Genomic DNA, 23111 nt, shown 5'->3' on the forward strand with positions numbered 1-23111 from the left:
CGCCTTCCAGCAGTTCTATTATCAGTTGCGAGTAAACTGAATATTGTCTATGAGGCGTGCTTTACCGCAGTGGGCAGCTGCTAAGATAACTAGATTGTTATCGTCGTCGCTTGCTGGGTTTAAGGTACGAGCGTGACACACGTGAATGTAATCGGTTTTCATACCGCTCTCATCAATCTTTCTCGCAGCTTGTCTTGCTAAACCAATAAAATCGGTATCTTCTCTTGGTGCTTGTTTGATTTGCTCAACTAACCAGCGCATTTGCTGGTTGAGTGTCGGCGCAATGACCTTTTCTTCAGCTGTTAAATAGTTATTGCGTGAACTCATCGCTAAGCCACTTGCTTCGCGTTTTGTTTCAACAGGAATGATCTCAATAGGCATCGATAAATCTTCGACCATCGTTTGGATCACTTGGACTTGTTGATAGTCTTTTAAGCCAAAGCAGGCGATATCGGGTTGCACTAAGTTAAACAGCTTACACACCACCGTTGAAACCCCGCGAAAATGACCGGGGCGGCTCTCACCACAATAACCTTCAGAAACGTTAGGTACTTCAACAAAACTCTGTTTATCTAAGCCTTTCGGGTAGATAATTTCAGGTGTCGGCGTGAACAGTAAATCGGTGCCTTCGGCAATCAGCTTCGCTTGATCGTCTGCTAGTGTGCGCGGGTAAGAGTCGATATCTTCATTAGCACCAAATTGCATCGGGTTAACAAAAATACTCGCAACAATTTTATCAGCGTGCTTTTTCGCTTCGGTTACTAATGAAATGTGGCCTGCGTGCAAGTTGCCCATCGTCGGGACAAAACCGATTTTTAAGCCTGCTTGGCGCCACTGACTGATTTGCTCGCGCAATGCTTCAATACTAGAAACTGTTTTCACGATTTTGTCTAACCTTTAATTTTTTCTTAAGATTTTTATTTAAAAATGTGCTCTTCACCAGGGAAGTTACCGTTGCTGACTTCACTGATATACAACTCTACAGCCTTTTTAATATCGCCGGTATCAACGAGGAAGTTACGTGAAAATTTCGGCATATAACTGCATGAAATACCTAAGGCGTCGTGCATCACCAATATTTGACCGTCAGTGTCTTTACCTGCGCCTATACCGATGGTTGGCACAGTTACCGCTTCAGTAATCGCTTTGCCTAAATCGGCTGGTACACATTCAAGTACAATTAACTGTACGCCCGCAGCTTCGAGTGCTTTTGCTTCCTCAACCATAGCTTGTGCTTGTGATTGCTCACGGCCTTGTACTTTAAAACCACCAAAGACATTGACCGACTGTGGCGTTAAGCCTAAATGCCCACAAACTGGAATGCCGCGCTCAACTAATGCTTTAATTGTGTCGGTTAGCCATAAACCACCTTCCATTTTGACCATGCTCGCGCCTGCTTGCATGAGTTTAGTTGCATTTTCAAATGCCATTTGTGTTGTCGCGTAGGTCATAAACGGCATATCGCCAATGATCAGCGTGTTCTCAACACCAGCGCGCACACAACGGGTGTGGTAGGCCATATCGTCAATCGTTACGGGTAAGGTGTCGTCTTGGCCTTGTAAGACCATGCCGAGCGAATCTCCAATTAAGATAGCGTGAATACCAGCTTGATCAAAAAGCTTTGCAAAGCTTGCGTCATAAGCCGTGATTGTTGAAATCTTTTCACCTTGTTCCTTCATTTTTAACAAGGTAGACGTGGTGATTTTTTTTGCCATTGGAATTTGCCTTAAGCCTGTAGATTAAATCTGGCTGTTATTGTAATTAAATTCGGATTAATTGCTACTGAGAATTGTTAGCCCATTGCGCTCAATCTTGTCACTAAATGTTTGTAACTTGCTGCCATCGGGTAGTATAAGATCGGGTGCTATTTCAGCTAAGGGCAGCAGAACAAACTCGCGTTCACACATGCCGTAATGGGGTACAACAAGGCGCTCGGAATTGATAATTAAGTTATCAATTAACAGGATGTCTAAATCGAGTACGCGCGCGCCCCAGCGATTACCCTTAATACGTTCACGGCCAAATGCGAGTTCAATGGCTTGCAGAGCATCGAGTAGGGCAATGGGCGTTAATGAGGTTTCAAGCGCAACCACCGCGTTGACATAATCAGGCTGATCTTGCGGCCCCATCGGTTTACTACCGTATAAGGAAGAGCGTTTTACCAACTGCGTGTGCTCAATAGTATTGAGCGCTGTGATCGCTTGTTCGACTTGGTCGATTGGCGCGTTTAAATTACTGCCAAGTCCGATGTATACCCTAGCCATTACGATTCACTTGTTGATTTGCTATTCGGGCGGCGTTTGCGTCGCATTTTCCGGCGCGGCTTCGCACTTCTACCTGTTGTTTTGAGCATCTGGCTTTGTGTCGCTTGTGGTGCATCTTGAAAGTCAGTCCACCATTTAGCTAATTCTTTTACTGAGTCGTCAGCAAATTCAGCGCGTAGTAACAGGAAATCATAGCCGGCTCTAAATTTAGGGTGCTCTAATGTTTTATATGCGCGTTTTGGCTCTCGCTTTTCAAAGCGCTCTTGTAAAATCCAAATATCTTTAATGACTAATTGAAAACGCTTGGGTATGGCCACTGATTGCTGCTGCTCACTCATTAACTCGTGATAGGCTTGGAAGAAGGCATCTTGTGGCAAGATATCACTTGCGGCTTTAATTGAGGCAATGCGCTTTTGTAGCGGGAACCACAAAATAGCTGCAAACAAAAATGCCGGTGTCACGCGTTGCTCATTGGCAATGCGAATATCTGTGTTTTCTAGTGCTTGGAGAATAAACTGGGCGATTTGCTCGCTCTCATCGAGAGAGAAATTATCGTTTGCACAAAGCGCTCGTTCTACCGATGGGAAGAAGTGTTCGAATAAATCGTACTCGCGCAACATATGATAGTTAGCGACGGCTTTACCGCTAACAAATAACTTTAAAAACTCTTCAAACATCCGCGCCGCGGGAATGTTCGACAGCAGTGATGCAAGCGGTTTGATCGGTGCATGCGTTTCTTCGCTTATGGTCATATCCAGCTTGGTCGCAAAACGAATCGCGCGTAACATGCGCACAGGATCTTCTCGGTATCGCGTTTCAGGATCGCCAATTAAACGGATCACGCCTTGCTCGATATCGTGAACACCGCCAGCAAAGTCGTAAACGTTAAAATCTTTGGTCGAATAGTACAGGGCGTTAATGGTGAAGTCTCGGCGCTCGGCATCTTCATCGATTGTTCCGTAAATGTTATCTCTTAATAACATGCCTTGATCACTTTGCTTAGAGATCTTTTGGTTGTTACCTGAGTTATCATCGTGATGACCACGGAAAGTTGCGACCTCTATAACTTCGCGACCAAAAACAATATGCGCCAAGCGAAAGCGTCGGCCGATCAATCGGCAATTGCGAAATAGCCCTTTAATTTGCTCAGGCGTTGCATTAGTGACAATATCAAAATCTTTTGGCGCTAGGCCCAGCAAAATATCACGCACGCCACCGCCGACAAGGTAGGCATCAAAGCCGCCTTTATTCAAACGATAAAGCACTTTCAACGCATTGTTACTGATCAGCTGGCGTGAAACAGGGTGCTGATCTCTTGGGATAACAATCGGTCCTTGAGAAAAATCGTGAGCTACTTTGTCGTTGGTTGAGTTGAGTAGCTTTTTGCAAAAATTGATAACGCTTTTAATGAGATAAAACCTTGCTTTTGAGGCGATAAATTACGCGCAATAATATACTAGCTGGCTAAAAAATAGAATGGTTAATCACGATTTCTTGTTGCTTGGGAATGGCAGTAAACTGAAAGTTTTTGACAGACCATGCAACAATTTCTTCCGGCGACAAATCTTCCAAGCCTGTTTCTACCGATTGACCAAGGAATTGCAACGCTTGAATAAGGACGGATTGTGGTCGTAAGTTATTAATCGCCGGCGCTTTATTTTGTTTGCTCAGCTTATAACCTTGCTCGGTTATTGCCAGTGGTATGTGACCAAGTACCGGAGGTTGATGGCCAAAAGTGGCAAACAGACTAAGTTGTCGAGCACTGGGCTCGAGTAAATCACAGCCGCGAATAATATGGCTGATTTGCTGATAAATGTCATCAACGACGACGGCGAGTTGGTAGGCAAAAAGGCCATCTTTGCGAAATAAGATGCAATCTTCACTGGCTAATTTGTTATCAATTTCCACTCTACCTTGAAATAGGTCGTTGAATTGGTTGATTTTGTAGTGATTAATATAGCGAATCGCACTATTGTGCTTACTGTGATTGAGTAATTTACAGTGACCGTCGTAAATACCGCCGCGTTGTTTGATTTGAGCGCGAGTACATTGGCAGTAATAGCTCAGGTGTTCAGCCTTGAGCTGTGATAAGGCGTCGAGATAATAATTTGATTGCTGGCTTTGGTAGAGGACTTGCTCGTCCCAATACAGGCCATAGGTTTCTAGTGTTTTTAAAATTGCCTCACTCGCCCCTGCTTGCTCTCGAGGAGGATCGATATCTTCTATCCGAACGAGCCATTGACCATGGTTTTGTTTGGCGTGAAGGTAACTGGCTAGCGCGGTAACTAGTGAACCGAAGTGAAGTAAGCCTGACGGCGAAGGCGCAAAACGACCACGGTAATTACCCTGTGGTCGTTCAGGTAAAGCTAGTTTCATTGAAACTGGATTAGCCGGCGAGTTGACGCTCTTTAATTTCTGCTAACGTTTTACATTCAATACACAAATCAGCGGTTGGGCGTGCTTCTAAACGGCGAATACCGATTTCAATGCCACATGAGTTACAGAAACCAAAATCATCTTCTTCGATAAGTTGTAATGTTTTTTCAATTTTCTTGATGAGTTTGCGCTCGCGGTCACGAGTGCGCAGTTCTAAACTGAACTCTTCTTCTTGTGCTGCGCGGTCTACAGGATCAGGGAAGTTTGCAGCTTCGTCTTTCATATGAGTTACGGTGCGGTCAACTTCTTCGCGTAACTGAGTGCGCCAAGCTTCTAAAATGAGTTTGAAGTGCTTTAACTGTTCTGCACTCATATATTCTTCATTTGCTTTTTCTTGGTATGGTTCAACACCAGCTAGCGCTAAAATACCTAGAGCTTTTTTGTTTGGCATGCGTAATCTCCTAATGCTTCATAGCCCTTAAGGTTGCTTCACAGACCCCTTAAGGTTGCAATTGCCAATAAAATACAGGCTTAAATTATTTAAAACGCCTATATTGTGCTTGTTTCACAACAATTCAAGTCTCTGGAGAACTTTTTTATTATTAGTTTTTGTTGCAAGGAACAAGGTTTTTATCAAGTAAACTGCATGTTCGTCAACTCTAATCGACAATAAATTTATTTTTATCTTTTAAATCAATACGGTAACTGGTGCAACCTGTTCAATTGAAATCGCAGCATTAGATTCAGCGAAGTGGGCTTTATAGGCAATGATTTGCACGCCTGCTTGGCTAGCCTGTTTTATTAGCTGTCCGTAAATCGGGTCAATATGGCATGCAGGCTTCACATTCTTGATCCCGTTGTGCATAACAAAGAATAGTAAACAAGCTTGGTGGCCAGCTTCGACCATAGCGATGAGTTCTCGCAAATGCTTTTGACCACGCGTCGTTTTGGCGTCAGGGAAATAACCCTGGTCATCTTCTAGTAAGGTTACGCTTTTAACTTCAATATAGGTTTTTTGCCCCCTTTTATTGGTAATTAAAAAATCTATTTTGCTTTTTTCTTCACCGTACTTCACTTCGCGTTCAATAGCTTCGAATTCGCTAAACTCCTGAATTTGGCCTGTTTTTAACGCCTCATCAACAAAGTCATTGGCTTTGTGGGTATTTACACAAATTAAATCGCCATTGGCTTTTTCGGTAAATTCCCAGCTAAACGGGTATTTTCTCTGCTTGTTACTTGAAGTGCTATACCAAATGCGATCGCCTTTTTCGGCGCAACCTGTCATTGCGCCTGTGTTGGCAACATGAATTGTGGTTGTCGTGTTATCTGCGAGCGTCACGTCGGCTAAAAAGCGCTTATAGCGTTGAATTAAAGTTGCTTGTTGCAGGGAAAGAGAAGTCGTCATCATTACTACTTTTGGTTTTGATTAAGAATTGGCTATTTGGAATAAACAAGTTAGGTAATTCGCAGGTGCTAGCCTAATTGTTTTTTTCGATTATGTGAATCTAATTAATTAATTTTCTAAAATTTCAATCGCTTCCTACACTGAAAAGGTTCTAAATCGACGTGTTTTAAAATTTTAGAAAAACGGTAAACGACAACTGAGTTGACTTACCTAATAAAAATACAACTTAAGGTGAAAGTTATGAGTAAAATGTCGAGTATTAAAAAAACCGTGTTAGCAAGCTCGCTAACACTGGTCTTTGCTTCTGCAAGTTTGTACGCGGGGCAAGAGATTTCAAAACCTAAAGGCGCTAAAGGCAGTGGCCATGTTGCTATGGGCCAAGCTAAATCAAACCAGTTTTGGTGGCCAGAGCAACTCGATTTATCGCCACTACGCTCACAAGATAGCCGTTCGAATCCACATGGCGCTGACTTTGATTACGCTAAAGCTTTTAGTGAGCTTGATATGGCGGAATTGAAGAAAGATCTCAATAAGTTATTAACCACTTCACAAGATTGGTGGCCAGCTGACTGGGGTAACTATGGACCGCTATTCATCCGTCTTGCTTGGCACAGTGCGGGTACCTATCGTACGTTAGATGGTCGCGGTGGCGGAGATGGTGGTCAAATGCGTTTTGATCCACTCAATAGTTGGCCAGATAACGGCAACCTAGATAAAGCAAAACGCTTACTTTGGCCGTTGAAGCAAAAATACGGTGCAAGCATTTCTTGGGGCGATTTAATGATCTTAGCTGGTACTGTTGGCCTAGAAAACATGGGCTTTCAAACCTATGGTTTTGCCGGTGGTCGTGCTGATGATTGGGAACCAGACTTAGTTTACTGGGGCCCAGAAGTTGAAATGTTAGCCAGTGATCGCGAAGAAAAAGACGGTAAATTACAACGCCCGTTAGGCGCGACTCATATGGGGTTAATTTACGTTAATCCTGAAGGCCCTCGCGGTAAACCTGATCCTATTGGTTCTGCGAAAAACATCCGCATTGCCTTTGGTCGCATGGCGATGAGCGATGAAGAAACGGTTGCCTTAATTGCCGGTGGTCACACATTCGGTAAGATGCACGGTGCTCATAAACCTTCAGAATGTGTTGGTAAAGAGCCCGGCGGCGCAGCAATCGAAGAACAAGGTTTAGGTTGGAAAAATAAATGTGGTAAAGGTCATTCTGAAGATACCGTTACTAGTGGTTTAGAAGGGGCTTGGACTCAAGCGCCAACGCAGTGGACAACCCTATACCTACAAAACTTACTTAACTTTGAGTGGGAACAAACTCGTAGCCCAGCTGGTGCAATTCAATGGATCCCAACTGATGAGTCATTGCGCAAATCGGTACCTGATGCCCATGTTGAGGGTAAGTTTAACTCACCTGTGATGACGACAGCTGATCTAGCATTAAAATATGACCCGGCGTACAAGAAAATTGCTGAGCACTTCTTAGCAAACCCTGAAGAGTACCGCTTAGCATTTGCTAAAGCATGGTATAAGTTAACTCACCGTGATATGGGCCCGCGAGCGCGCTACTTAGGCGATAACGTACCAACTGAATCGCTTATTTGGCAAGATCCAGTACCAAGTGTTACTCACAAGCTGATCAATGATAAAGACGCGAGTAAGTTGAAAAAAGAAATTTTGAAAACAGGCTTAAGTGTTGATGAGTTAGTACGTACAGCTTGGGCGTCAGCGGCAAGCTTTAGAGCATCAGACATGCGCGGCGGTGCTAATGGTGCGCGCATTATGCTAGCGCCTCAAAAAGATTGGGCGGTAAATAACCCTAAAGAACTTGCTAAAGTATTAGGCCAGTTAAAGTCAGTACAGCAGAAGTTCAATAAGTCATTGCCGAAAGGTAAACGTGTTTCAATGGCTGATGTTATTGTGCTAGCAGGTGCTGCTGGTATCGAAAAAGCCGCAAAAGACGCGGGCGTTAAGGTTTCAGTGCCATTTACTCCAGGTCGTACTGATGCAACTCAAGCGCAAACAGATATTAAGTCGTTTGATTTACTTGAGCCAAAAGCAGACGCGTTTAGAAACTACTTCAACCGTGACGAAAGCTACCGCTCACCAGCAGAAATGCTAGTTGATAAAGCTGACCAGTTAAATTTAACAGTGCCTGAAATGACCGTGTTAGTTGGTGGTTTACGTAACTTAGGTGCGAATGCTCAAGGTAGTACTCACGGCCAATTAACCGACAAAGTTGGTACATTATCAAATGACTTCTTTGTTAATTTGTTAGATATGTCAACAACGTGGAAGCGCTCAAAAGTTGAAGGTTTATACGAAGGCTTTGACCGTAAAACGGGCAAGAAGCTATATACAGCAACTACCGTTGACTTAATCTTTGGCTCTAACTCTGAATTACGCGCAATTGCAGAAGTTTACGCTTACGATAATGCGAAGCAAAAATTTGCTGAAGACTTTGTTAAAGCGTGGCACAAAGTGATGCAGTTAGACCGCTTTGATTTACGTCATCAGCTGTAAACGCTAATTCGTTTATCAAGCCAAAAAAACGCATACCTAGGTATGCGTTTTTTTATTTCTTAGAATAAGTCGTTTACGGTAAAACCAAGGCCAACCCGCGTTTGATTGTGATTGTAATCAATTAAGCTTTCACCATAACCGGTAAAGACATTAGCGTAGCCTTTGAGTTTGCCATAAATAGGGAAGGTCACACCAAGCTCGCCCGAGCCGTTGTGAGTGGCAAAGTTATAACGGCCAATAAAACCAAAAGCGAGAGTATTCCACTGGTAACTCATCGCTAGCTCATAATGCCCCATATAGTCGAGAATATCAGGGTTGTCGTCGCCATCGGGATCTAAAATAAATTCCTTTTCTTTTTCTTTAAAGCGATACCAAGGTCTTAGCGATAGCGCAAAATCATCTTTTTCCCATAGGAAGTTCAGATAAGCCCTGTTCCAACTGCGAGACAGCAACTGTGATTTACCATTAGATTGATGTTCAACCCCCACGAGTAGCAATGTGTTACCACCAAAAGGTTGCCAGTCTAACGGTAGGCCGTAAAAAAACTCAGGTTGGTAGTTAGTTTCTCTAAATGGCTTTGAAATGTTGTGAGAGTATATTTGCCACCATGCCTCAATGGTAAAAGCAAAATACAAGGCGTCGCCTTCAATAAATAAGTCCCGAGTATTGAGTGGTAGTTTAATACTAAGCTGAAACTTAGTTTCTAAATCTTCAAAGTTTTCGTTATACCCAGGCACGAGCTTATAGGCGTCTGGATTCATACCACTTGAGGTTAATACTGGCATCACATAGTTCATGCGGTGGGGAGTAATCACATAAGGTTCAAAGGCAGATTTTTTTTCTTCTTCAATACGCTTTGTTAGCTTACCTTTTTTATTGGGTGCTTTAGCTACTTTAGTTAGCGAAGGCTCACTCACTTCCAGCGTTTTATCCTTGCTGTTCAGCGTTTTGGGTTGGCATTGCTTACGCATTTCTTCTAGAGTTAAGCTTCTATCGCCTGTTTGATATAAAGCTAACACACATGCTTCTTCATTTGTCGCGTGGGCAAAAGTTGGCGATAATAAAGAGAAGAGGCTAATGGCCAAGCAATGTTGTTTCATAACGATTTAATATTTATTGAAAAGTTGTCAACATTGTAAGCAATTACACGACAAATAAACATAAAGTGGCTAAAAATTCGTGATCTTTCTCGGATGTTCACTTCATACAATCATCAAGATACATTCTTAGGATACTGTGCATGACATCAACTCAACCTAACATCTATTTAACTTACACACCTAAAGCTAAAGACTGGCAACAAGAAAAACGCGAACAGCTTGTTGGCCAAGATATTTATGTTTACGTGAGTGAAAAGGATCCCTATCTGTTGCGTCAGGTACAACAGGCTGGCAGAAAAATTGAGGCTATGGGGCTCGAAAAAGCGGTTTTGGCTGGCGACGCTTGGAATGATGAAAGCCAGTGGGCATTTGCCCTAGGTTTTACTGCTGTTGGCAAGTTAACTGCCGTTGAGTTTTGTGGTCCCAATGCGAAATCGTTAACAGATAAGCTAGCGGTATACGCTTGGAGCCGTGATTTAACGAATCAAACGCCAGCAGAGCTTTATCCTGTGAGCTTGGCGAAGAAAACCATCGACTTTTTAACAGATCTAGCGCCAGATCATATCAGCGGCACCTTAACAACGGGTGAAGCACTTGAAGATGCTGGTTGGACAGGTATTTATCACGTTGGTATGGCAAGTCAGCATCCACCGTGTTTGCTTGAAATCGATTACAACCCAACGGGTGATGAAAACGCACCAGTGGCGGCTTGTTTAGTCGGTAAAGGAATTACTTTCGATAGCGGTGGTTATAGCATCAAACCAAGCGCAGGCATGTTTGATATGAAATGTGATATGGGCGGTGCGGCAGTGGTTGCCGGCGCGTTCGCGCTCGCGATTAAACAAGGCTTTAATAAACGCGCTAAGCTATTTTTATGTTGTGCAGAAAACATGATTGCCGGCCATGCCTATAAATTAGGTGATATTTTAACGTATAAAAATGGTGTTAGTGTAGAAATCGCCAATACTGATGCGGAAGGTCGTTTAGTACTGGCAGATGGTTTAATGGCGGCGGGTGAGACGGGCACGCCACTGATTATTGATGCGGCAACGTTAACCGGTGCAGCGGTGTTAGCAACTGGTGGTGAATACACCGCGATGTTTTCTTTAGATCAGGAGTTAGCCGATAAAACACAGGCAATTGCGCGTCAGGTCAAAGAGCCGATTTGGCAATTACCGCTTGAGCCATGGCACCAAGAAAAATGTCCATCGGCATTTGCAACAACAGCTAATTCAACCACGCAAAAAGGCGGTGGCGCTGGTGGTGCAAGCAATGCTGCGGGCTTTTTATCGCGATTTGTACCAAATGAAGGTAAAGGCTGGGTACACTTGGATATTGCTGCGGCCTACAATGCCAACAGTAATGCGATGTGGGCGGCCGGTGCAACGGGCTTAGGTATTGCTACTATTGCCCAACTCATGCATGACAGCTAAACAATTTATTGTTTAGTTTTTAAGTAGTTGGCAAGCCACTGCTCGGCAGCTTTGACATCGCTAAAAATATGGTATTTGGTGTTACAACGCTCATATACGCGACTAAGCTGCATTTGCTGAATATCGGCTTGCTGACTGTCTTGAAGCACGGTGGCAAGCGCTGCCATATTTTTTTTCATCCGCTCTTTGGTCAGTGCAATTAACTCTTCTTCTGCTTCAGGAGAAAAAACGCCACCACCGTGAAAACAAGCAATGCAGCCCCACGGTTTGTCTTTGATTTTTTCTACTGCATCAAGTGTTTCCGACTTATATTCAAGCATAGTTTCAAAATCAAATGGGCCTGAAGCATCAACAAATAGAATGTTGCCCTGTGCGGTTATCTTGTATGCCTGCTCTGTCATTATGCCTCCGTCAATCCCTGCTTTGGTTGAATTTTGACCGGACCATAGCAGTATCAAGTTTCTTTGAACTTGCCAAGTAAGCAGGTTTTTTGAATTTCGCAACTTTTTATTTGTTGTCTTTTCAATTAATTATTAAGAGCCCAAGTATGAATAGCTTGGTATTGTACGCCGCTAGCCGTTGAAACCGAGTGATATAAACTAAAACTTGTCGCTGTAACTTGGCAGGGTAAAACGCTCCTCAATACCACGTCACTTGGCAGTGCTTTGGCCTTGCGAAAGATGCTTATATGCGGGATAAACCGATTGTGCTGATTGACAAAACCGAGCTTTGCCACTACCTCGTTGATTATATTGGCAAGTTGACTAAGTGGTGCCGGAATATGCTTGAGCCCCAAATAAGCAACTTTTGGCTTGTTAAATAATCCTAGGTGAGCCAATTGATAATTGAACGATGATATTGGCTTGGTTGCTAATCTGTTGCTGATTTCACCAATTAAAATAGCTTGAGCATCAAGTTCAACCTCACCTAAAAAAAACAGGGTTAAATGATAGTTTGCTGAAGGGATCACGCGCATACCTTGGTGATGAATTAACTCGGCACACTTAGCAATGTATTGTTTACTTGCAGGGGCAATATCTAGCGCTATAAACAGTCTAGCCATGGTTTGCGTTTATCATTTTATCTCGGTTTTGATAGACTATGTTAGCTTTTAAAACGAGGCAAGTCGTGTTTCCAATTGAATCTATAAAATCGCAGGTATTAACAAGCCTTGCTCAGCATCCGCTAACATTATTAGTTGCTCCTCCAGGTGCCGGTAAATCAACGGTTTTGCCTTTGTGGTTGCTTGAAAAGCCGACACAGGGCAAAACACTTTTGCTTCAACCGAGGCGTGTTGCTGCTAAAAATATTGCCTTATATTTGGCAAAGCAATTAGGTGAGCCGGTTGGCCAGCGTATTGGTTATCGCCTGCGCAATGATACCAAAGTTAGCTCGGCAACCGAGCTTGAGGTGATCACAGAAGGGGTCTTGATTCGTTTGATGCAAGCCGACCCAGAGCTCAGTGATGTGAGTTGTATTTTATTTGATGAATTTCACGAGCGCTCAAGCCAAGCCGACTTTGCCTTTGCCTTAGCGCGCGATATTCAAGATGGCTTGCGCGACGATCTTAAGCTCATGTTAATGTCGGCAACACTGGCAACTCAAGAGCTCACCGAGCAATTGCCCAATGCCAATGTGCTAATAAGTGAAGGTAAATCGCATCCGGTTGAAATAGCGTATGCGCCTTGTCCAACCCAACAGTTTTGGCGCGATCATTTAATTCAATGCACCAGTCTGGCCGTTAGCCAGCACACGGGGACAGCATTGGTGTTTCTGCCAGGTCGAGCGGACATTGAAAAAGTCGCCCAAGCGTTAGCTCAAAAACTACCCAACCTTGAAATCGCCTGCTTATTTGGCGATATGCCCCTTGCTGATCAACAAGAAGCCATATCACCAGCGCAATCTGGTTCAACAAAAGTAGTTCTAGCTACCAATATTGCTGAAACCAGTTTAACTATTGATGGCGTAAATTTGGTAATCGACTCCGGCCTCGAAAAGCAGGCGATCTTTGATCAAAACACCCAAACTAACCGACTCAGCCTGACTAAAATTAGTCAAGCATCAGCTATTCAGCGTGCAGGCCGTGCAGGGCGTTTAATGGCCGGTAAATGTTTACGGTTATACGGACAAAGTGATTTTGAACGTATGGCAAAGCACTCGCCATTAGCGATGTTACAAGCTGATATCGTCCCTATTGCCCTTGAGGCTAGCAGGTGGGGCGTAGCAGCACTCAAGCAATTACCACTATTAACCTTGCCTAAAGCTTTTGTTGAACAGCAAGCATGGCAAACACTTGCACAACTAGGTTTGACTGATACTCATCACAAATTGACCAAACATGGCGATGCCTGTGCAAAGCTTTCGTGCCATCCGCGCTTTGCTCATATGATAGAGCGGGCTTATCAGGCAGAGATAGCGGGAGAAACTGGCTTTACCTTATTAGCCTGTATTGTCGCCGCGATGTTAGAGCAAAAAGATATTTTTTCAGCATCAATAGGGCGCAACAACGCAAGTTTGCATCAACGGATAGATTACTTGATAAACCAAGGAGAAAAGCGCTTTGGCTTTATTTTTAAACAGATAAAGCAGCTATTTGCTCGTTATCAAGGTGAATGTCAAAGCACATATCAGCAATTGCCTATATCGTTAACAGGTGTTTTGGTTGCGTGGGCTTTTCCCGAGCGCATTGCGAAAGCGCGCAATCAGCAAGGCAGTTATGTCTCATTATTTAATAAAGGCTATCAGCTTGATCATGAAGATACCTTGTGTGAGCATGCGTTTTTGGCTGTCGCGCAACTTAGCCAAGTAGAGCAAAAGCTAACTATTCGTATCGCGTGCCCAATCTCACTCGAGCAAATAAAACAGTGGCAGCTGGCCAAGCAGTATACGGAGTTAGTGTGCGCTTATGATGCCAAGCTAGATAAAATTACCGCCAATGAATGCCAGTTATTAGAACAATTAGTGATCAGCCGAGCCGCGCAAAGCCAAGCGTTAACCCAAGAGAGTGTTGCTCAACTATGGCGGCAGCAAATAGCGCAGCAAGGGTTAGCATGGCTTGCTTGGTCTGAAGCAGCAGAGCAGGTTAAATTGCGTTGGCAATGGCTCAATCGTTTTCAACCACAACTTGGCTTACCCGAGCTAACCGAACCCTATTTACTAGCAGAGCTCGATACCTGGCTATTACCTTATGCGAGTGAGTGCCAAAGCAAAAAAGCACTTGATCGGCTCAAGCTTGAAGAATTACTGCTTCACTTGCTTGACTATCAGCAACAGCAGTTACTGGAGAAGTTGGCGCCAACTTACTATGTCGGCCCAACGGGGCGAAAGTGTCGGATCACTTATGACTTAATCAATCCACCTAAAGTGTCATTGCCGATGCAGGAAATCTATGGCCTTGCTCAATCGCCACAAATTGGTGATATTGATCGTGGTAAAGGTGTGGGTTTAGTACTTGAACTCATGTCGCCGGCTAATCGACCGATTCAAATAACGAGTGATCTCAGCCAGTTTTGGCAAGGCAGTTATAAAGCGGTGCAAAAGGATATGAAGGCCAGCTACCCTAAGCACTATTGGCCAGATGATCCCGCAAACGCAGTGCCAACCAACAAAACTAAACGCTTTATCAAAAACTAGCGTTTGTTATTGGTTTGCACTATCGAGTAACATAATTAAAAAAATAGATTGTACCGTTAATGGCATCACCGAGTAGACCCCCGAAAAAATCACCGTCAGCTAAAACGAAAAAGCAAAGTAGCGCTGAGCAGTCGTCACCGCATAAATGGTGGGGCAAGAAAGGGATTTATTTCCTGCTTAAATTAGCGCTAGTGTCGACGATTTGTCTTGTTTTTTACGGTATTTATTTAGATGCCAAAGTCAGGGATACTTTTGAAGGGCAGCGCTGGCAAGTACCGATTCAAGTATTTGGTAAAACGCCGGTATACAGCCGTGGTGATCCGTTATCGATTAGCCAATTGACGCGTTATTTAAAGCTAAGTCACTACCACAAAGTAACTAAGGTGAGTAATCCGGGTGAATATGCGGTATCGAGTAAACGCGTGATTATCTATCGTCGCGCGATTACACCTCATATTGCTAAATCGACCCCTGATCCGTTAAAGATCACAATCGATGTTACCAAGGGCAAAATCAGTGAGATATATCACGATAATACACCTGCCGATACGGCGGTATTAGAGCCGATTCTCATTGACCGCATCGTACCGAAAAGTAATGAAGATAGGGTTATCACCCCATTGCAAGAAATCCCTGAACAGCTAATTGACACTTTACTATTGGTTGAAGATCGCGATTTTTATTTTCACAAAGGCATTTCACCCCTAGGTATTTTGCGTGCCTTGTATGCCAATATTGTTGCCGGCCGCACCGTACAAGGAGGATCAACCTTAACCCAACAACTCGTTAAAAACATGTATTTAACGCGCGATAAAACCATTTGGCGCAAAGTCAATGAAGCCTTAATGTCGCTGATTTTAGAATATCGCTACAGCAAAGATCAGTTGCTTGAAGCCTATATGAATGAGGTTTATTTAGGTCAACATTACGCCAATGGTATCTATGGTTTTGGTTTGGCGGCAGACTTTTATTTTGGCAACTCAATTAATCAACTATCCGCTAGTCAGATGGCGTTGCTAGTTGCTCAAGTAAAAGGGCCGAGCTATTACGATCCGTGGCGTTACCCTGAGCGTGCACTTGAGCGCAGAAACTTAGTGTTAAAGCTGATGTTTCAGGCGCATATTATTGAGCGAGAAGAGTATCAATTTGCGGTAAATAGTGAGTTGACCGTGCGCGAAAACCGCCGAATCAGCAAACAAAAATATCCAGATTATATTCAGTTAGTTAAACAAGAGTTACGTGATAATTTGCCGCAAGACGCGTTACTTTCAGGCATTAAAGTCTTTACCGGTTTTGATGTTATCGCACAGCAAAAACTGACACAAACATTAGACAGCAGCTTGCAAACCCTTGAGAAAGAGCGCGAGCAAACTGACTTGCAAGCCGCAATGATAGTGACTGACTTCAATACTGGTGAAATTGTTGCCCTATCTGGCGGTAAATCATTAGGTTATGCTGGTTTTAACCGAGCGCTTGCCGCAAAACGACAAATTGGCTCACTAATAAAGCCTGTGATTTTTGCCGCCGCATTAGAGCGCTATCAGCAATACAATTACGGCACTATTCTCGCGGATAAACCTTTAGTGCTAGTGAGTGATAGTGGCCAGGAGTGGCGACCAAATAATTACGATGATAAGTTTAGAGGCCAAGTGAGCTTGTTTGATGCCTTGATCTATTCGCTTAATGTGCCAACGGTAAATTTAGGCATGACGCTAGGGCTTGAAAATGTCGCTTCAGCATTGGCGTCATTCGGTTATCAGCTTGACGCTAGCGAACTCAGACCATCAATGTTGCTCGGCGCATTAAATATGACGCCTTATGAAATCAACCAAGTCTATGTCACCTTGGCAACGCAAGGGGTTTATCGCCAAACTCATGCCGTTAAAAAAGTGATTTCCAGTTATGGTGAAACCCTCTACCAACATCGCTCAAACGAAGCGGTTATTCTCTCTTCACAAGCGGGGCAATTAGTTGATTACGGCCTACAACAAGTCACCAAGCAAGGCAGTGCACGCGCACTCACTTGGCGAGTTAAAGGTGTTAACTTAGCCGGTAAAACGGGGACAACCAACGATCAGCGCGATACTTGGTTTATCGGTTACGACAATCGTTATTTAGTGACCACATGGTTGGGTAAAGACGATAATCAACCGACCAATTTAACCGGTAGTAGTGGCGCTTTGGTATTATTTAGTGAATTCATCAAACGCCTTGGTGCGCAAAGCCTACCAACGCAATATCGCGATGACGTCGCCTATGCTTGGTTCGACAATAAAGATGGCACATTATTAGCGAAAAAGTGTGATAACAGCAGCCAATATTTAGCGTTTAAAGCAAGTGTTGCCAAAGGACTTAATTGCAGTAAAACAACAGTCGCTGAATCCGAAGAGCAGCCAAAGAAGAAATCGTGGTTTGAACGTTTGTTTGGTAAAAAAGATGGTGAATAAAAGGTTATCTTATGTAGCCATCTTGGATGAAAAGAGATACCCGACTGCTCGGGTATGACGTTGCTCTTGAGGGATACCCGACTGCTCGGGTATGACGTTGCTCTTGAGGGATACCCGACTGCTCGGGTATGACGTTGCTCTTGAGGGATACCCGACTGCTCGGGTATGACGTTGCTCTTGAGGGATACCCGACTGCTCGGGTATGACGTTGCTCTTGAGGGATACCCGACTGCTCGGGTATGACGTTGCTCTTGAGGGATACCCGACTGCTCGGGTATGACGTTGCTCTTGAGGGATACCCGACTGCTCGGGTATGACGTTGCTCTTGAGAGATACCCGACTAATCGGGTATGACTCTTACCGTCATTACCGCGAATGCCTACATGGATGTAGGTAAGTGGAATAATGCAGGAGCAATTATCGATGCGGTAATCTCAACGTGACTTATAACTTGGCAAAACAGCGATCTGCTGCTGCTAAGGTAGCTTCGATTTCTTCATCGGTATGTGCTGTTGATAAGAAACTCGCTTCAAATGCTGATGGCGCAAGGTAAACACCTTCATCTAACATTAAGTGGAAGAAGCGCTTGAACTTCTCAGCATCACACTGTGTTGCCTGTTGGTAAGTGGTTACGGTTTCTTCATCGGTAAAGAAAAAGCCAAACATAGCACCAGCGTAGTTAATACTTAGTGATACACCATTGCGCTCTGCCGCAGCTTTAAAGCCCATCGCTAGCTTTTCTGTTGCCGCTGATAGTTGTGTGTGCTTGTCGCCAGTCGATAACTCGTTTAATGAAGCTAAACCGGCAGCCATCGCGATTGGGTTGCCCGATAAAGTCCCTGCTTGGTAAACAGGGCCAACCGGTGCGATGTATTCCATAATTTCAGCTTTACCACCAAATGCGCCAACAGGCATACCACCGCCAATCACTTTACCTAACGTCGTTAAGTCAGGTTTTACATTGTAAAACGCTTGTGCGCCGCCTAAAGCTACGCGAAAACCGGTCATCACTTCGTCGAAAATTAATACACTACCGTATTGATCACAGATGTCGCGCAAGCCCTCTAAGAAACCCTCAACTGGTGGGATACAGTTCATGTTACCGGCAACTGGCTCAACAATAATACAAGCGATTTCATCACCTAATTCAGCAAAAATTTGTTTTACTTCGTCAAGGTTGTTAAAGCTTACTGTTAACGTGTGCTGGGCAAATGATTCAGGAATGCCCGGCGAGCTCGGTACGCCAAGCGTTAATGCACCAGAGCCTGCTTTCACTAATAGTGAGTCAGCATGACCGTGGTAACAGCCTTCAAACTTTAAAATTTTGTCGCGGCCGGTGTAACCACGCGCTAAGCGAATTGCCGACATAGTCGCTTCAGTACCCGAGCTAACCATACGCAGCTTTTCCATTGAAGGCACAAGTTCGCGTACTTTTTCGGCCATGGTAATTTCAAGTGCGGTTGGCGCGCCAAAACTTAAACCGTTTTGTGCGGTATCAATGACCGCTTGCTTAATTGCTGGGTGGTTGTGACCTAAAATCATAGGCCCCCATGAGCCTACGTAATCAATATATTTTTTACCATCGGCATCATAGATATAAGCGCCGTCTGCTCTTTCAATAAAACAAGGCTCGCCACCTACGCCATTAAAGGCGCGAACAGGTGAGTTTACGCCACCTGGAATAATGTGCTTTGCCGATTCAAAAAGTTGTGCTGATTTTTGCATAATGTGTCGCTTATTATTTGTTGGTAAACCAAGTAATTGGCTTTTCATACTGGGTTAGTTTGTCTTCCACGCCAAGTGTTAGGGCAAAAAGGGCCATGCGTACTAACACGCCATTTTGCGCTTGGCGGAAGATAGCTAAATTTTGTAAGTCGTTCAGGTCGGTATCTAGCTCGTTCGCTTCTGGACGAGAGTCACGAGGCAAAGGATGCATGATCACTGTGTGATCTTTGCAGTATTGCTGATAGATTTTCTTATTCAAACTAAAATGACCGCGATATTTATCCGCTTCTTCAGGTGAAGCAAATCGCTCTTGTTGAATACGGGTTTGGTAAATGACATCACAACCTAGATTACCTTCAATTTTGTCAGTGATTGTGACTTTATGACCAGCGTTTTCCAACGTTGAAATAATGCTATCAGGCATTTGCAGCGCGTCAGGGGCAATCATGGTAACGTGAATGTTTTTGTACAAACTTAACAACTTAGATAGAGAATGTACGGTACGACCGTGTTTAAGATCACCCATTAACGCAATATTTAAGTTATCTATGCTGCGCTGATGAATAGACATTTCAGATTTTATCGTGAATAAATCTAATAACGCTTGGGTTGGATGCTCATTAGCACCGTCACCGCCGTTGATCACCGGCACACTTGAGCCTTGGGCAAACTCTGACACCGAATGCATCTGCGGATGGCGCATTGCAATGACGTCAGAATAACCACTGATAACTTGTGCGGTATCGTATAGTGATTCACCTTTGGCAAGTGATGAATTCTCTTGGCCAACCGTTTCCCTAACAAAGCCACCGAGTAAATTAAACGCCGTACCAAAACTTACTCGAGTACGAGTACTCGGTTCAAAAAACAGGTTGTTTAAAATGGCACCTTCAAGCACATGACAGCGCTTTTGCCTTGCTGCATATGGGATCATTGCTGTTGAAACTTGTAGGATTTTTTCAATCGCCTCACGGTCAAACTGTGAAACGGATAAGATATGACTACCTTGGAAATTCATCATTGTGTAACGCCGTAAAAAGTCGCTTAAATTGGCTCACAACAGGCCATAGGCCAAGTGAAAATTGCGGCGAAATATAGCATAAAAAAGCAACCATGAGAATGGTATTAGTGCCAAACGCTAGATAATAAATTATCGACTATAATCAAGTCATGGTATGAACAACTGTTTAAGAGGCGACATTGCGAGCGATATTATATCTTGCTTTATTTCTAGCTATGCTCTTTGTGCCAGTTGTACAAGCTATAGATGTCGTGCGCTACCATATTTCGAAGAAAAACGCCGATGCTAAGCAGTCGTATTACATCGATATGTTGCACCTCGCTCTCGAAAAATCAAAAGATATTCACGGTGAGTATGAATTTACCCCTGTGGTTTATGAAATGCCGCAAGGTAGAACATCGATTATGGTTCAGCTAGATCAGGGCATTGATGTTACTTGGCGAGTGACTAGTCAAGAACTTGAGGAACGTTTGCAGGCTGTTTATGTACCGCTACTCAAGGGCATGATGGGGCATCGAATTTTCATCATTAACCAAAGTGATCAAAGTCGTTTTTCACCAGATATGTCATTAGAACAGTTGCGAAAAATGAGTGCAGGCCAAGGCTACGATTGGCCAGATAGCATCGTATTACAACACAATGGTATAAATGTCGTTGAAGGTGGGACAGATAAACTCTTAACTATGTTAGCTCGACGCCGGTTTGATTACTTTCCAAGAGCCATTCACGAACCTTGGACAGAAATTATCGATAAACCTGAATTTATTGTCGAAAAACATATTTTACTAAGATACCCCGCGCCGTTTTATTTTTTTGTCAATAAAGACAACACCAAGCTTTATCATCGCATCAACAACGGTCTTGAAATTGCGATTGAAGACGGTAGCTTTGATCAGCTATTTGAAAACCACCCTATTACTAAAGAAGTTTTGAAAGCTGCGGCAATTAGCGAGCGTAAAGTCTTTCAGCTTACCAACCCCATTCTTTCGGAGCGTTCTCAAGCCCTGCTCAAAGAGCCTCGTTACTGGCTCAATCTATCAAGCCAATAAAAAACTAGTGAACTTAATGCGCTACTGATATGATGTTTCAAAGTTGTTAAAGCAACTATAACGTATTAAAAAATAACAATAATAAATAGGGACGAAAATGCGTGTTATAGCGTGGTTATTGCCGTTGTGCTTGCTCGGTTGTGGCAGCACGATAAAGAAAAAAGATGTTCAGTCACTTACCAACAGGCCAGATCAATTTGTTATCTCTGAAGAAGAGCAAAGCCTGATTAATCGCTCAAATAAATTGCACAACGACCTAGTCAAACAAGGGCTAATTGTTCGCAATAAAGCCGCTAACGATTATATTGCCCATATGGCGCAAAAAATTGAGCCAGAGTTTGATGCTCATATCAATATTAACTACTTCATTTTACGCGATTCCTCACTCAATGCTTTTGCACTGCCCAACGGCAATATTTATCTCAATGCTGGATTGATCAATCAGTTGGCATCAGAAGATGAGTTAGCGCTGATTTTAGCCCATGAAATTGCTCATGTTGTTGAGCGCCATGGCTTAATTAAATTGATTGATCGCAAGCAAACGGTCGTAAGTTCACACGTTGTTGATTTGATGTTTATGGGCACAGGCCTAATTTACTTTGCCGCGATCAATGACTTAGCGTCGTTTAGTCGACAGATGGAAGAGCAGGCTGATGAACTGGCGATCGAGTATTTAGCCAATACTGATTACGATTTGTCGCAAAGTATTAATGCCATAGAAAAGCTTGTTTTAGAAAAGCACGGTAAAGAGCTAGGCTCAATTTGGAGCTCTCACCCCGATATCAGCGCGCGAGCACAAGCTGGTCGAGAAAAAATTAGCCAGATGAATTGGCAAGCAAAAGCTAAAGATCAACATCCAGATTATGAAGTATTTCGCTCTTCGCTAACCGAATTAGTGATCAAAACTAGACTGCGTAATAAGCAATTTGAGTTGGCAGAAGACTTGGTAAACAGAGAATTAACCATTCACCCTGATAACGCACTTATGTATTACTACCTAGGTGAAGCAAATCGTCTTAAAGCTGCTGAAACAAAAGCTTATGCCCGTGAGTATGCGTGGCTCTACGATCAAGACTACGACGATGATTTAATTACAACGCTTGAGCAAAACGACAGTGAATTTTTTGACAAATCGCAACGCTATTTTGAAAAGTCAGTCTCACTAAATTCGAGCTTGAGCCTACCCTATAAAGGACTCGGTTTGTTGGCGCTCGATCAGCAAAACAATCAGCAAGCAAAAGCTTATTTGCAACAGTATCTCTCATATAGCAACGTTAAAGATCGTCGTTATATCAACTCATTACTCAGACAATTAGAAGGATAAAAAAAATGCGTGTAATGTTTAAGTCGTTGTTTGTGCTAGTAGCCGTTATTTTGGTTTCTGGCTGTGCGCAAACAACTGTTCGCCATCACCAAGACTTTGAGAGCGTTGCTCGAAATGTCCAATCGGTGGTTTTATTGCCAGCTCAAGTTGAAATTGAGCAAATCAATTTTGATGGCGACAATACGCCACTTGAAGAAAAGTCAGCGTTAATTCGCAGCCAAATTGAAGCTATTGCTGAATTTAAATTAGCAAGTGAATCACTTGAAGTTGTCGAGTTCGACTTTGCTCAAGCGATTGAGCAAGATGAAGAGTTTGCATACGCGATTACCCAAGCTAAAGAAGCCTGGGAAACAGCCAAGGGTGAGCTTTATGAGCAAGGCTTGGTGTCAGAGAAGGAAAAAGCCAACTTCCAAGCAAGTTTAGGCAGTGCACTTAATATTATTGCTGACAAAACCGGTGCCGATTCGGCATTGTTGATTCAATACTCAGGTTTTGAAAAATCCAGCGGTATGATCGCCAAAGACGTAGCTTCAAGTGTTTTAGTGGGGGTTTTAACTTTAGGCGCCGTAGTGCCAATTCAAGCAACCGAAGGTGCTTTTATCGATGTTGCATTAGTTGATACGAATAGTGGTAAAGTTATTTGGGCGAACCGCAAAGGTGGGACAACTGCTGATGCAACGCCTGCTGAAATAGTGTTTGGTGAATTACCCGATTTAACTTGGAAAAGTGAATTAACGAATAAGCCGGTTGAAAGTACGGTAGTAGAAACCGTTTCGCCAAAAGTGCCTGACGTTCAATAATCAATGAT

At 43.5% G+C, this 23111-nt stretch carries 19 protein-coding genes; 7 read left to right on the forward strand and 12 right to left on the reverse strand.

What is annotated here, in order from left to right:
* Window positions 1-21: 21 nt before the first annotated feature.
* The 7 genes from panC to sfsA form a co-directional block, all read right to left on the reverse strand.
* Entirely contained in the window at window positions 22-882 is an 861-nt protein-coding gene (gene panC / locus LP316_RS05200; protein WP_193023040.1) for a pantoate--beta-alanine ligase, read from the reverse strand.
* Between the two features lie 35 nt (window positions 883-917).
* Window positions 918-1715 (reverse strand): 3-methyl-2-oxobutanoate hydroxymethyltransferase, encoded by a 798-nt coding sequence (gene panB / locus LP316_RS05205; RefSeq protein ID WP_193023042.1) that lies wholly within the window; start codon window positions 1713-1715, stop codon window positions 918-920.
* 57 nt (window positions 1716-1772) lie between these two features.
* The gene (gene folK, locus LP316_RS05210; protein ID WP_193023044.1) at window positions 1773-2264 is read right to left on the reverse strand and encodes a 2-amino-4-hydroxy-6-hydroxymethyldihydropteridine diphosphokinase; all 492 of its coding nucleotides are present in this window, start codon (window positions 2262-2264) and stop codon (window positions 1773-1775) included.
* Complete coding sequence (gene pcnB, locus LP316_RS05215; protein ID WP_193023814.1) at window positions 2264-3673, reverse strand: polynucleotide adenylyltransferase PcnB; 1410 nt, start codon at window positions 3671-3673, stop codon at window positions 2264-2266. Before pcnB ends, folK begins: the two co-directional genes overlap by 1 nt.
* A gap of 55 nt (window positions 3674-3728) precedes the next feature.
* Window positions 3729-4640 carry a tRNA glutamyl-Q(34) synthetase GluQRS gene (gene gluQRS, locus LP316_RS05220; protein WP_193023046.1) on the reverse strand — a complete coding sequence of 304 codons (912 nt, stop codon included), beginning with the start codon at window positions 4638-4640 and terminating at the stop codon, window positions 3729-3731.
* Window positions 4641-4650: 10 nt separating this feature from the next.
* Window positions 4651-5091, reverse strand: coding sequence for an RNA polymerase-binding protein DksA (dksA, locus tag LP316_RS05225; RefSeq protein ID WP_193023055.1), 441 nt, complete (start codon window positions 5089-5091; stop codon window positions 4651-4653).
* A 237-nt stretch (window positions 5092-5328) separates the two neighbouring features.
* A complete protein-coding gene (gene sfsA, locus LP316_RS05230) occupies window positions 5329-6045 on the reverse strand; it encodes a DNA/RNA nuclease SfsA (protein WP_193023057.1) in 717 nt (238 codons plus the stop codon).
* 240 nt (window positions 6046-6285) lie between these two features.
* Here sfsA and katG point away from each other — a divergent pair, with 240 nt between their 5' ends.
* Window positions 6286-8571 carry a catalase/peroxidase HPI gene (katG, locus tag LP316_RS05235; RefSeq protein WP_193023059.1) on the forward strand — a complete coding sequence of 762 codons (2286 nt, stop codon included), beginning with the start codon at window positions 6286-6288 and terminating at the stop codon, window positions 8569-8571.
* Between the two features lie 59 nt (window positions 8572-8630).
* Here the strand turns inward: katG and LP316_RS05240 are convergent, their stop codons facing one another.
* On the reverse strand, window positions 8631-9671 hold the full coding sequence (locus tag LP316_RS05240; RefSeq protein WP_193023061.1) for a phospholipase A: 1041 nt from the start codon (window positions 9669-9671) through the stop codon (window positions 8631-8633).
* A 140-nt stretch (window positions 9672-9811) separates the two neighbouring features.
* Between LP316_RS05240 and pepB the strand changes: the two genes are divergently transcribed.
* Entirely contained in the window at window positions 9812-11104 is a 1293-nt protein-coding gene (gene pepB, locus LP316_RS05245; RefSeq protein ID WP_193023063.1) for an aminopeptidase PepB, read from the forward strand.
* Window positions 11105-11109: 5 nt separating this feature from the next.
* On the opposite strand, the gene LP316_RS05250 is transcribed toward pepB, so the two are convergent.
* Both LP316_RS05250 and thpR read right to left on the reverse strand, forming a co-directional pair.
* Complete coding sequence (locus tag LP316_RS05250) at window positions 11110-11505, reverse strand: hypothetical protein (RefSeq protein ID WP_193023065.1); 396 nt, start codon at window positions 11503-11505, stop codon at window positions 11110-11112.
* Window positions 11506-11630: 125 nt separating this feature from the next.
* Window positions 11631-12167, reverse strand: a complete 537-nt coding sequence (gene thpR / locus LP316_RS05255; RefSeq protein WP_193023067.1) for an RNA 2',3'-cyclic phosphodiesterase — start codon at window positions 12165-12167, stop codon at window positions 11631-11633.
* A 38-nt stretch (window positions 12168-12205) separates the two neighbouring features.
* Between thpR and hrpB the strand changes: the two genes are divergently transcribed.
* Together hrpB and mrcB are read left to right on the forward strand one after the other, a co-directional pair.
* Window positions 12206-14737 carry an ATP-dependent helicase HrpB gene (gene hrpB, locus LP316_RS05260; RefSeq protein ID WP_193023069.1) on the forward strand — a complete coding sequence of 844 codons (2532 nt, stop codon included), beginning with the start codon at window positions 12206-12208 and terminating at the stop codon, window positions 14735-14737.
* Window positions 14738-14796: 59 nt separating this feature from the next.
* Window positions 14797-17184: a penicillin-binding protein 1B gene (gene mrcB / locus LP316_RS05265; protein WP_193023071.1), complete on the forward strand. Its 2388-nt coding sequence runs from the start codon at window positions 14797-14799 to the stop codon at window positions 17182-17184.
* A gap of 444 nt (window positions 17185-17628) precedes the next feature.
* Here mrcB and hemL read toward each other — a convergent pair whose 3' ends face one another.
* On the reverse strand, window positions 17629-18909 hold the full coding sequence (gene hemL / locus LP316_RS05270) for a glutamate-1-semialdehyde 2,1-aminomutase (RefSeq protein ID WP_193023073.1): 1281 nt from the start codon (window positions 18907-18909) through the stop codon (window positions 17629-17631).
* Between the two features lie 13 nt (window positions 18910-18922).
* Window positions 18923-19930, reverse strand: coding sequence for an aspartate carbamoyltransferase (locus LP316_RS05275; protein WP_193023075.1), 1008 nt, complete (start codon window positions 19928-19930; stop codon window positions 18923-18925).
* Window positions 19931-20109: 179 nt separating this feature from the next.
* On the opposite strand from LP316_RS05275, the gene LP316_RS05280 reads away from it, so the two are divergent.
* From LP316_RS05280 to LP316_RS05290, 3 genes are all read left to right on the forward strand, one after another.
* On the forward strand, window positions 20110-20979 hold the full coding sequence (locus LP316_RS05280) for a hypothetical protein (RefSeq protein ID WP_193023077.1): 870 nt from the start codon (window positions 20110-20112) through the stop codon (window positions 20977-20979).
* Between the two features lie 97 nt (window positions 20980-21076).
* Window positions 21077-22303 (forward strand): M48 family metalloprotease, encoded by a 1227-nt coding sequence (locus LP316_RS05285; RefSeq protein WP_193023079.1) that lies wholly within the window; start codon window positions 21077-21079, stop codon window positions 22301-22303.
* Window positions 22304-22308: 5 nt separating this feature from the next.
* Window positions 22309-23103, forward strand: coding sequence for a hypothetical protein (locus LP316_RS05290; protein WP_193023081.1), 795 nt, complete (start codon window positions 22309-22311; stop codon window positions 23101-23103).
* Window positions 23104-23111: the final 8 nt, after the last annotated feature.

The sequence above is a fragment of the Thalassotalea sp. LPB0316 genome, from assembly GCF_014898095.1.
In the GTDB taxonomy this organism is placed as follows: domain Bacteria; phylum Pseudomonadota; class Gammaproteobacteria; order Enterobacterales; family Alteromonadaceae; genus Thalassotalea_G.

What these genes read in the sequence shown, in the direction of transcription:
- LP316_RS05240 (WP_193023061.1), bottom strand. Translation starts at nt 9,671, where the DNA reads ATGAAACAACATTGCTTGGCCATTAGCCTCTTCTCTTTATTATCGCCA.
- LP316_RS05275 (WP_193023075.1), bottom strand. Translation starts at nt 19,930, where the DNA reads ATGATGAATTTCCAAGGTAGTCATATCTTATCCGTTTCACAGTTTGAC.
- hemL (WP_193023073.1), bottom strand. Translation starts at nt 18,909, where the DNA reads ATGCAAAAATCAGCACAACTTTTTGAATCGGCAAAGCACATTATTCCA.
- hrpB (WP_193023069.1), top strand. Translation starts at nt 12,206, where the DNA reads ATGTTAGCTTTTAAAACGAGGCAAGTCGTGTTTCCAATTGAATCTATA.
- katG (WP_193023059.1), top strand. Translation starts at nt 6,286, where the DNA reads ATGAGTAAAATGTCGAGTATTAAAAAAACCGTGTTAGCAAGCTCGCTA.
- LP316_RS05290 (WP_193023081.1), top strand. Translation starts at nt 22,309, where the DNA reads ATGCGTGTAATGTTTAAGTCGTTGTTTGTGCTAGTAGCCGTTATTTTG.
- sfsA (WP_193023057.1), bottom strand. Translation starts at nt 6,045, where the DNA reads ATGACGACTTCTCTTTCCCTGCAACAAGCAACTTTAATTCAACGCTAT.
- panB (WP_193023042.1), bottom strand. Translation starts at nt 1,715, where the DNA reads ATGGCAAAAAAAATCACCACGTCTACCTTGTTAAAAATGAAGGAACAA.
- folK (WP_193023044.1), bottom strand. Translation starts at nt 2,264, where the DNA reads ATGGCTAGGGTATACATCGGACTTGGCAGTAATTTAAACGCGCCAATC.
- thpR (WP_193023067.1), bottom strand. Translation starts at nt 12,167, where the DNA reads ATGGCTAGACTGTTTATAGCGCTAGATATTGCCCCTGCAAGTAAACAA.
- LP316_RS05285 (WP_193023079.1), top strand. Translation starts at nt 21,077, where the DNA reads ATGCGTGTTATAGCGTGGTTATTGCCGTTGTGCTTGCTCGGTTGTGGC.
- LP316_RS05250 (WP_193023065.1), bottom strand. Translation starts at nt 11,505, where the DNA reads ATGACAGAGCAGGCATACAAGATAACCGCACAGGGCAACATTCTATTT.
- gluQRS (WP_193023046.1), bottom strand. Translation starts at nt 4,640, where the DNA reads ATGAAACTAGCTTTACCTGAACGACCACAGGGTAATTACCGTGGTCGT.
- mrcB (WP_193023071.1), top strand. Translation starts at nt 14,797, where the DNA reads ATGGCATCACCGAGTAGACCCCCGAAAAAATCACCGTCAGCTAAAACG.
- pepB (WP_193023063.1), top strand. Translation starts at nt 9,812, where the DNA reads ATGACATCAACTCAACCTAACATCTATTTAACTTACACACCTAAAGCT.
- dksA (WP_193023055.1), bottom strand. Translation starts at nt 5,091, where the DNA reads ATGCCAAACAAAAAAGCTCTAGGTATTTTAGCGCTAGCTGGTGTTGAA.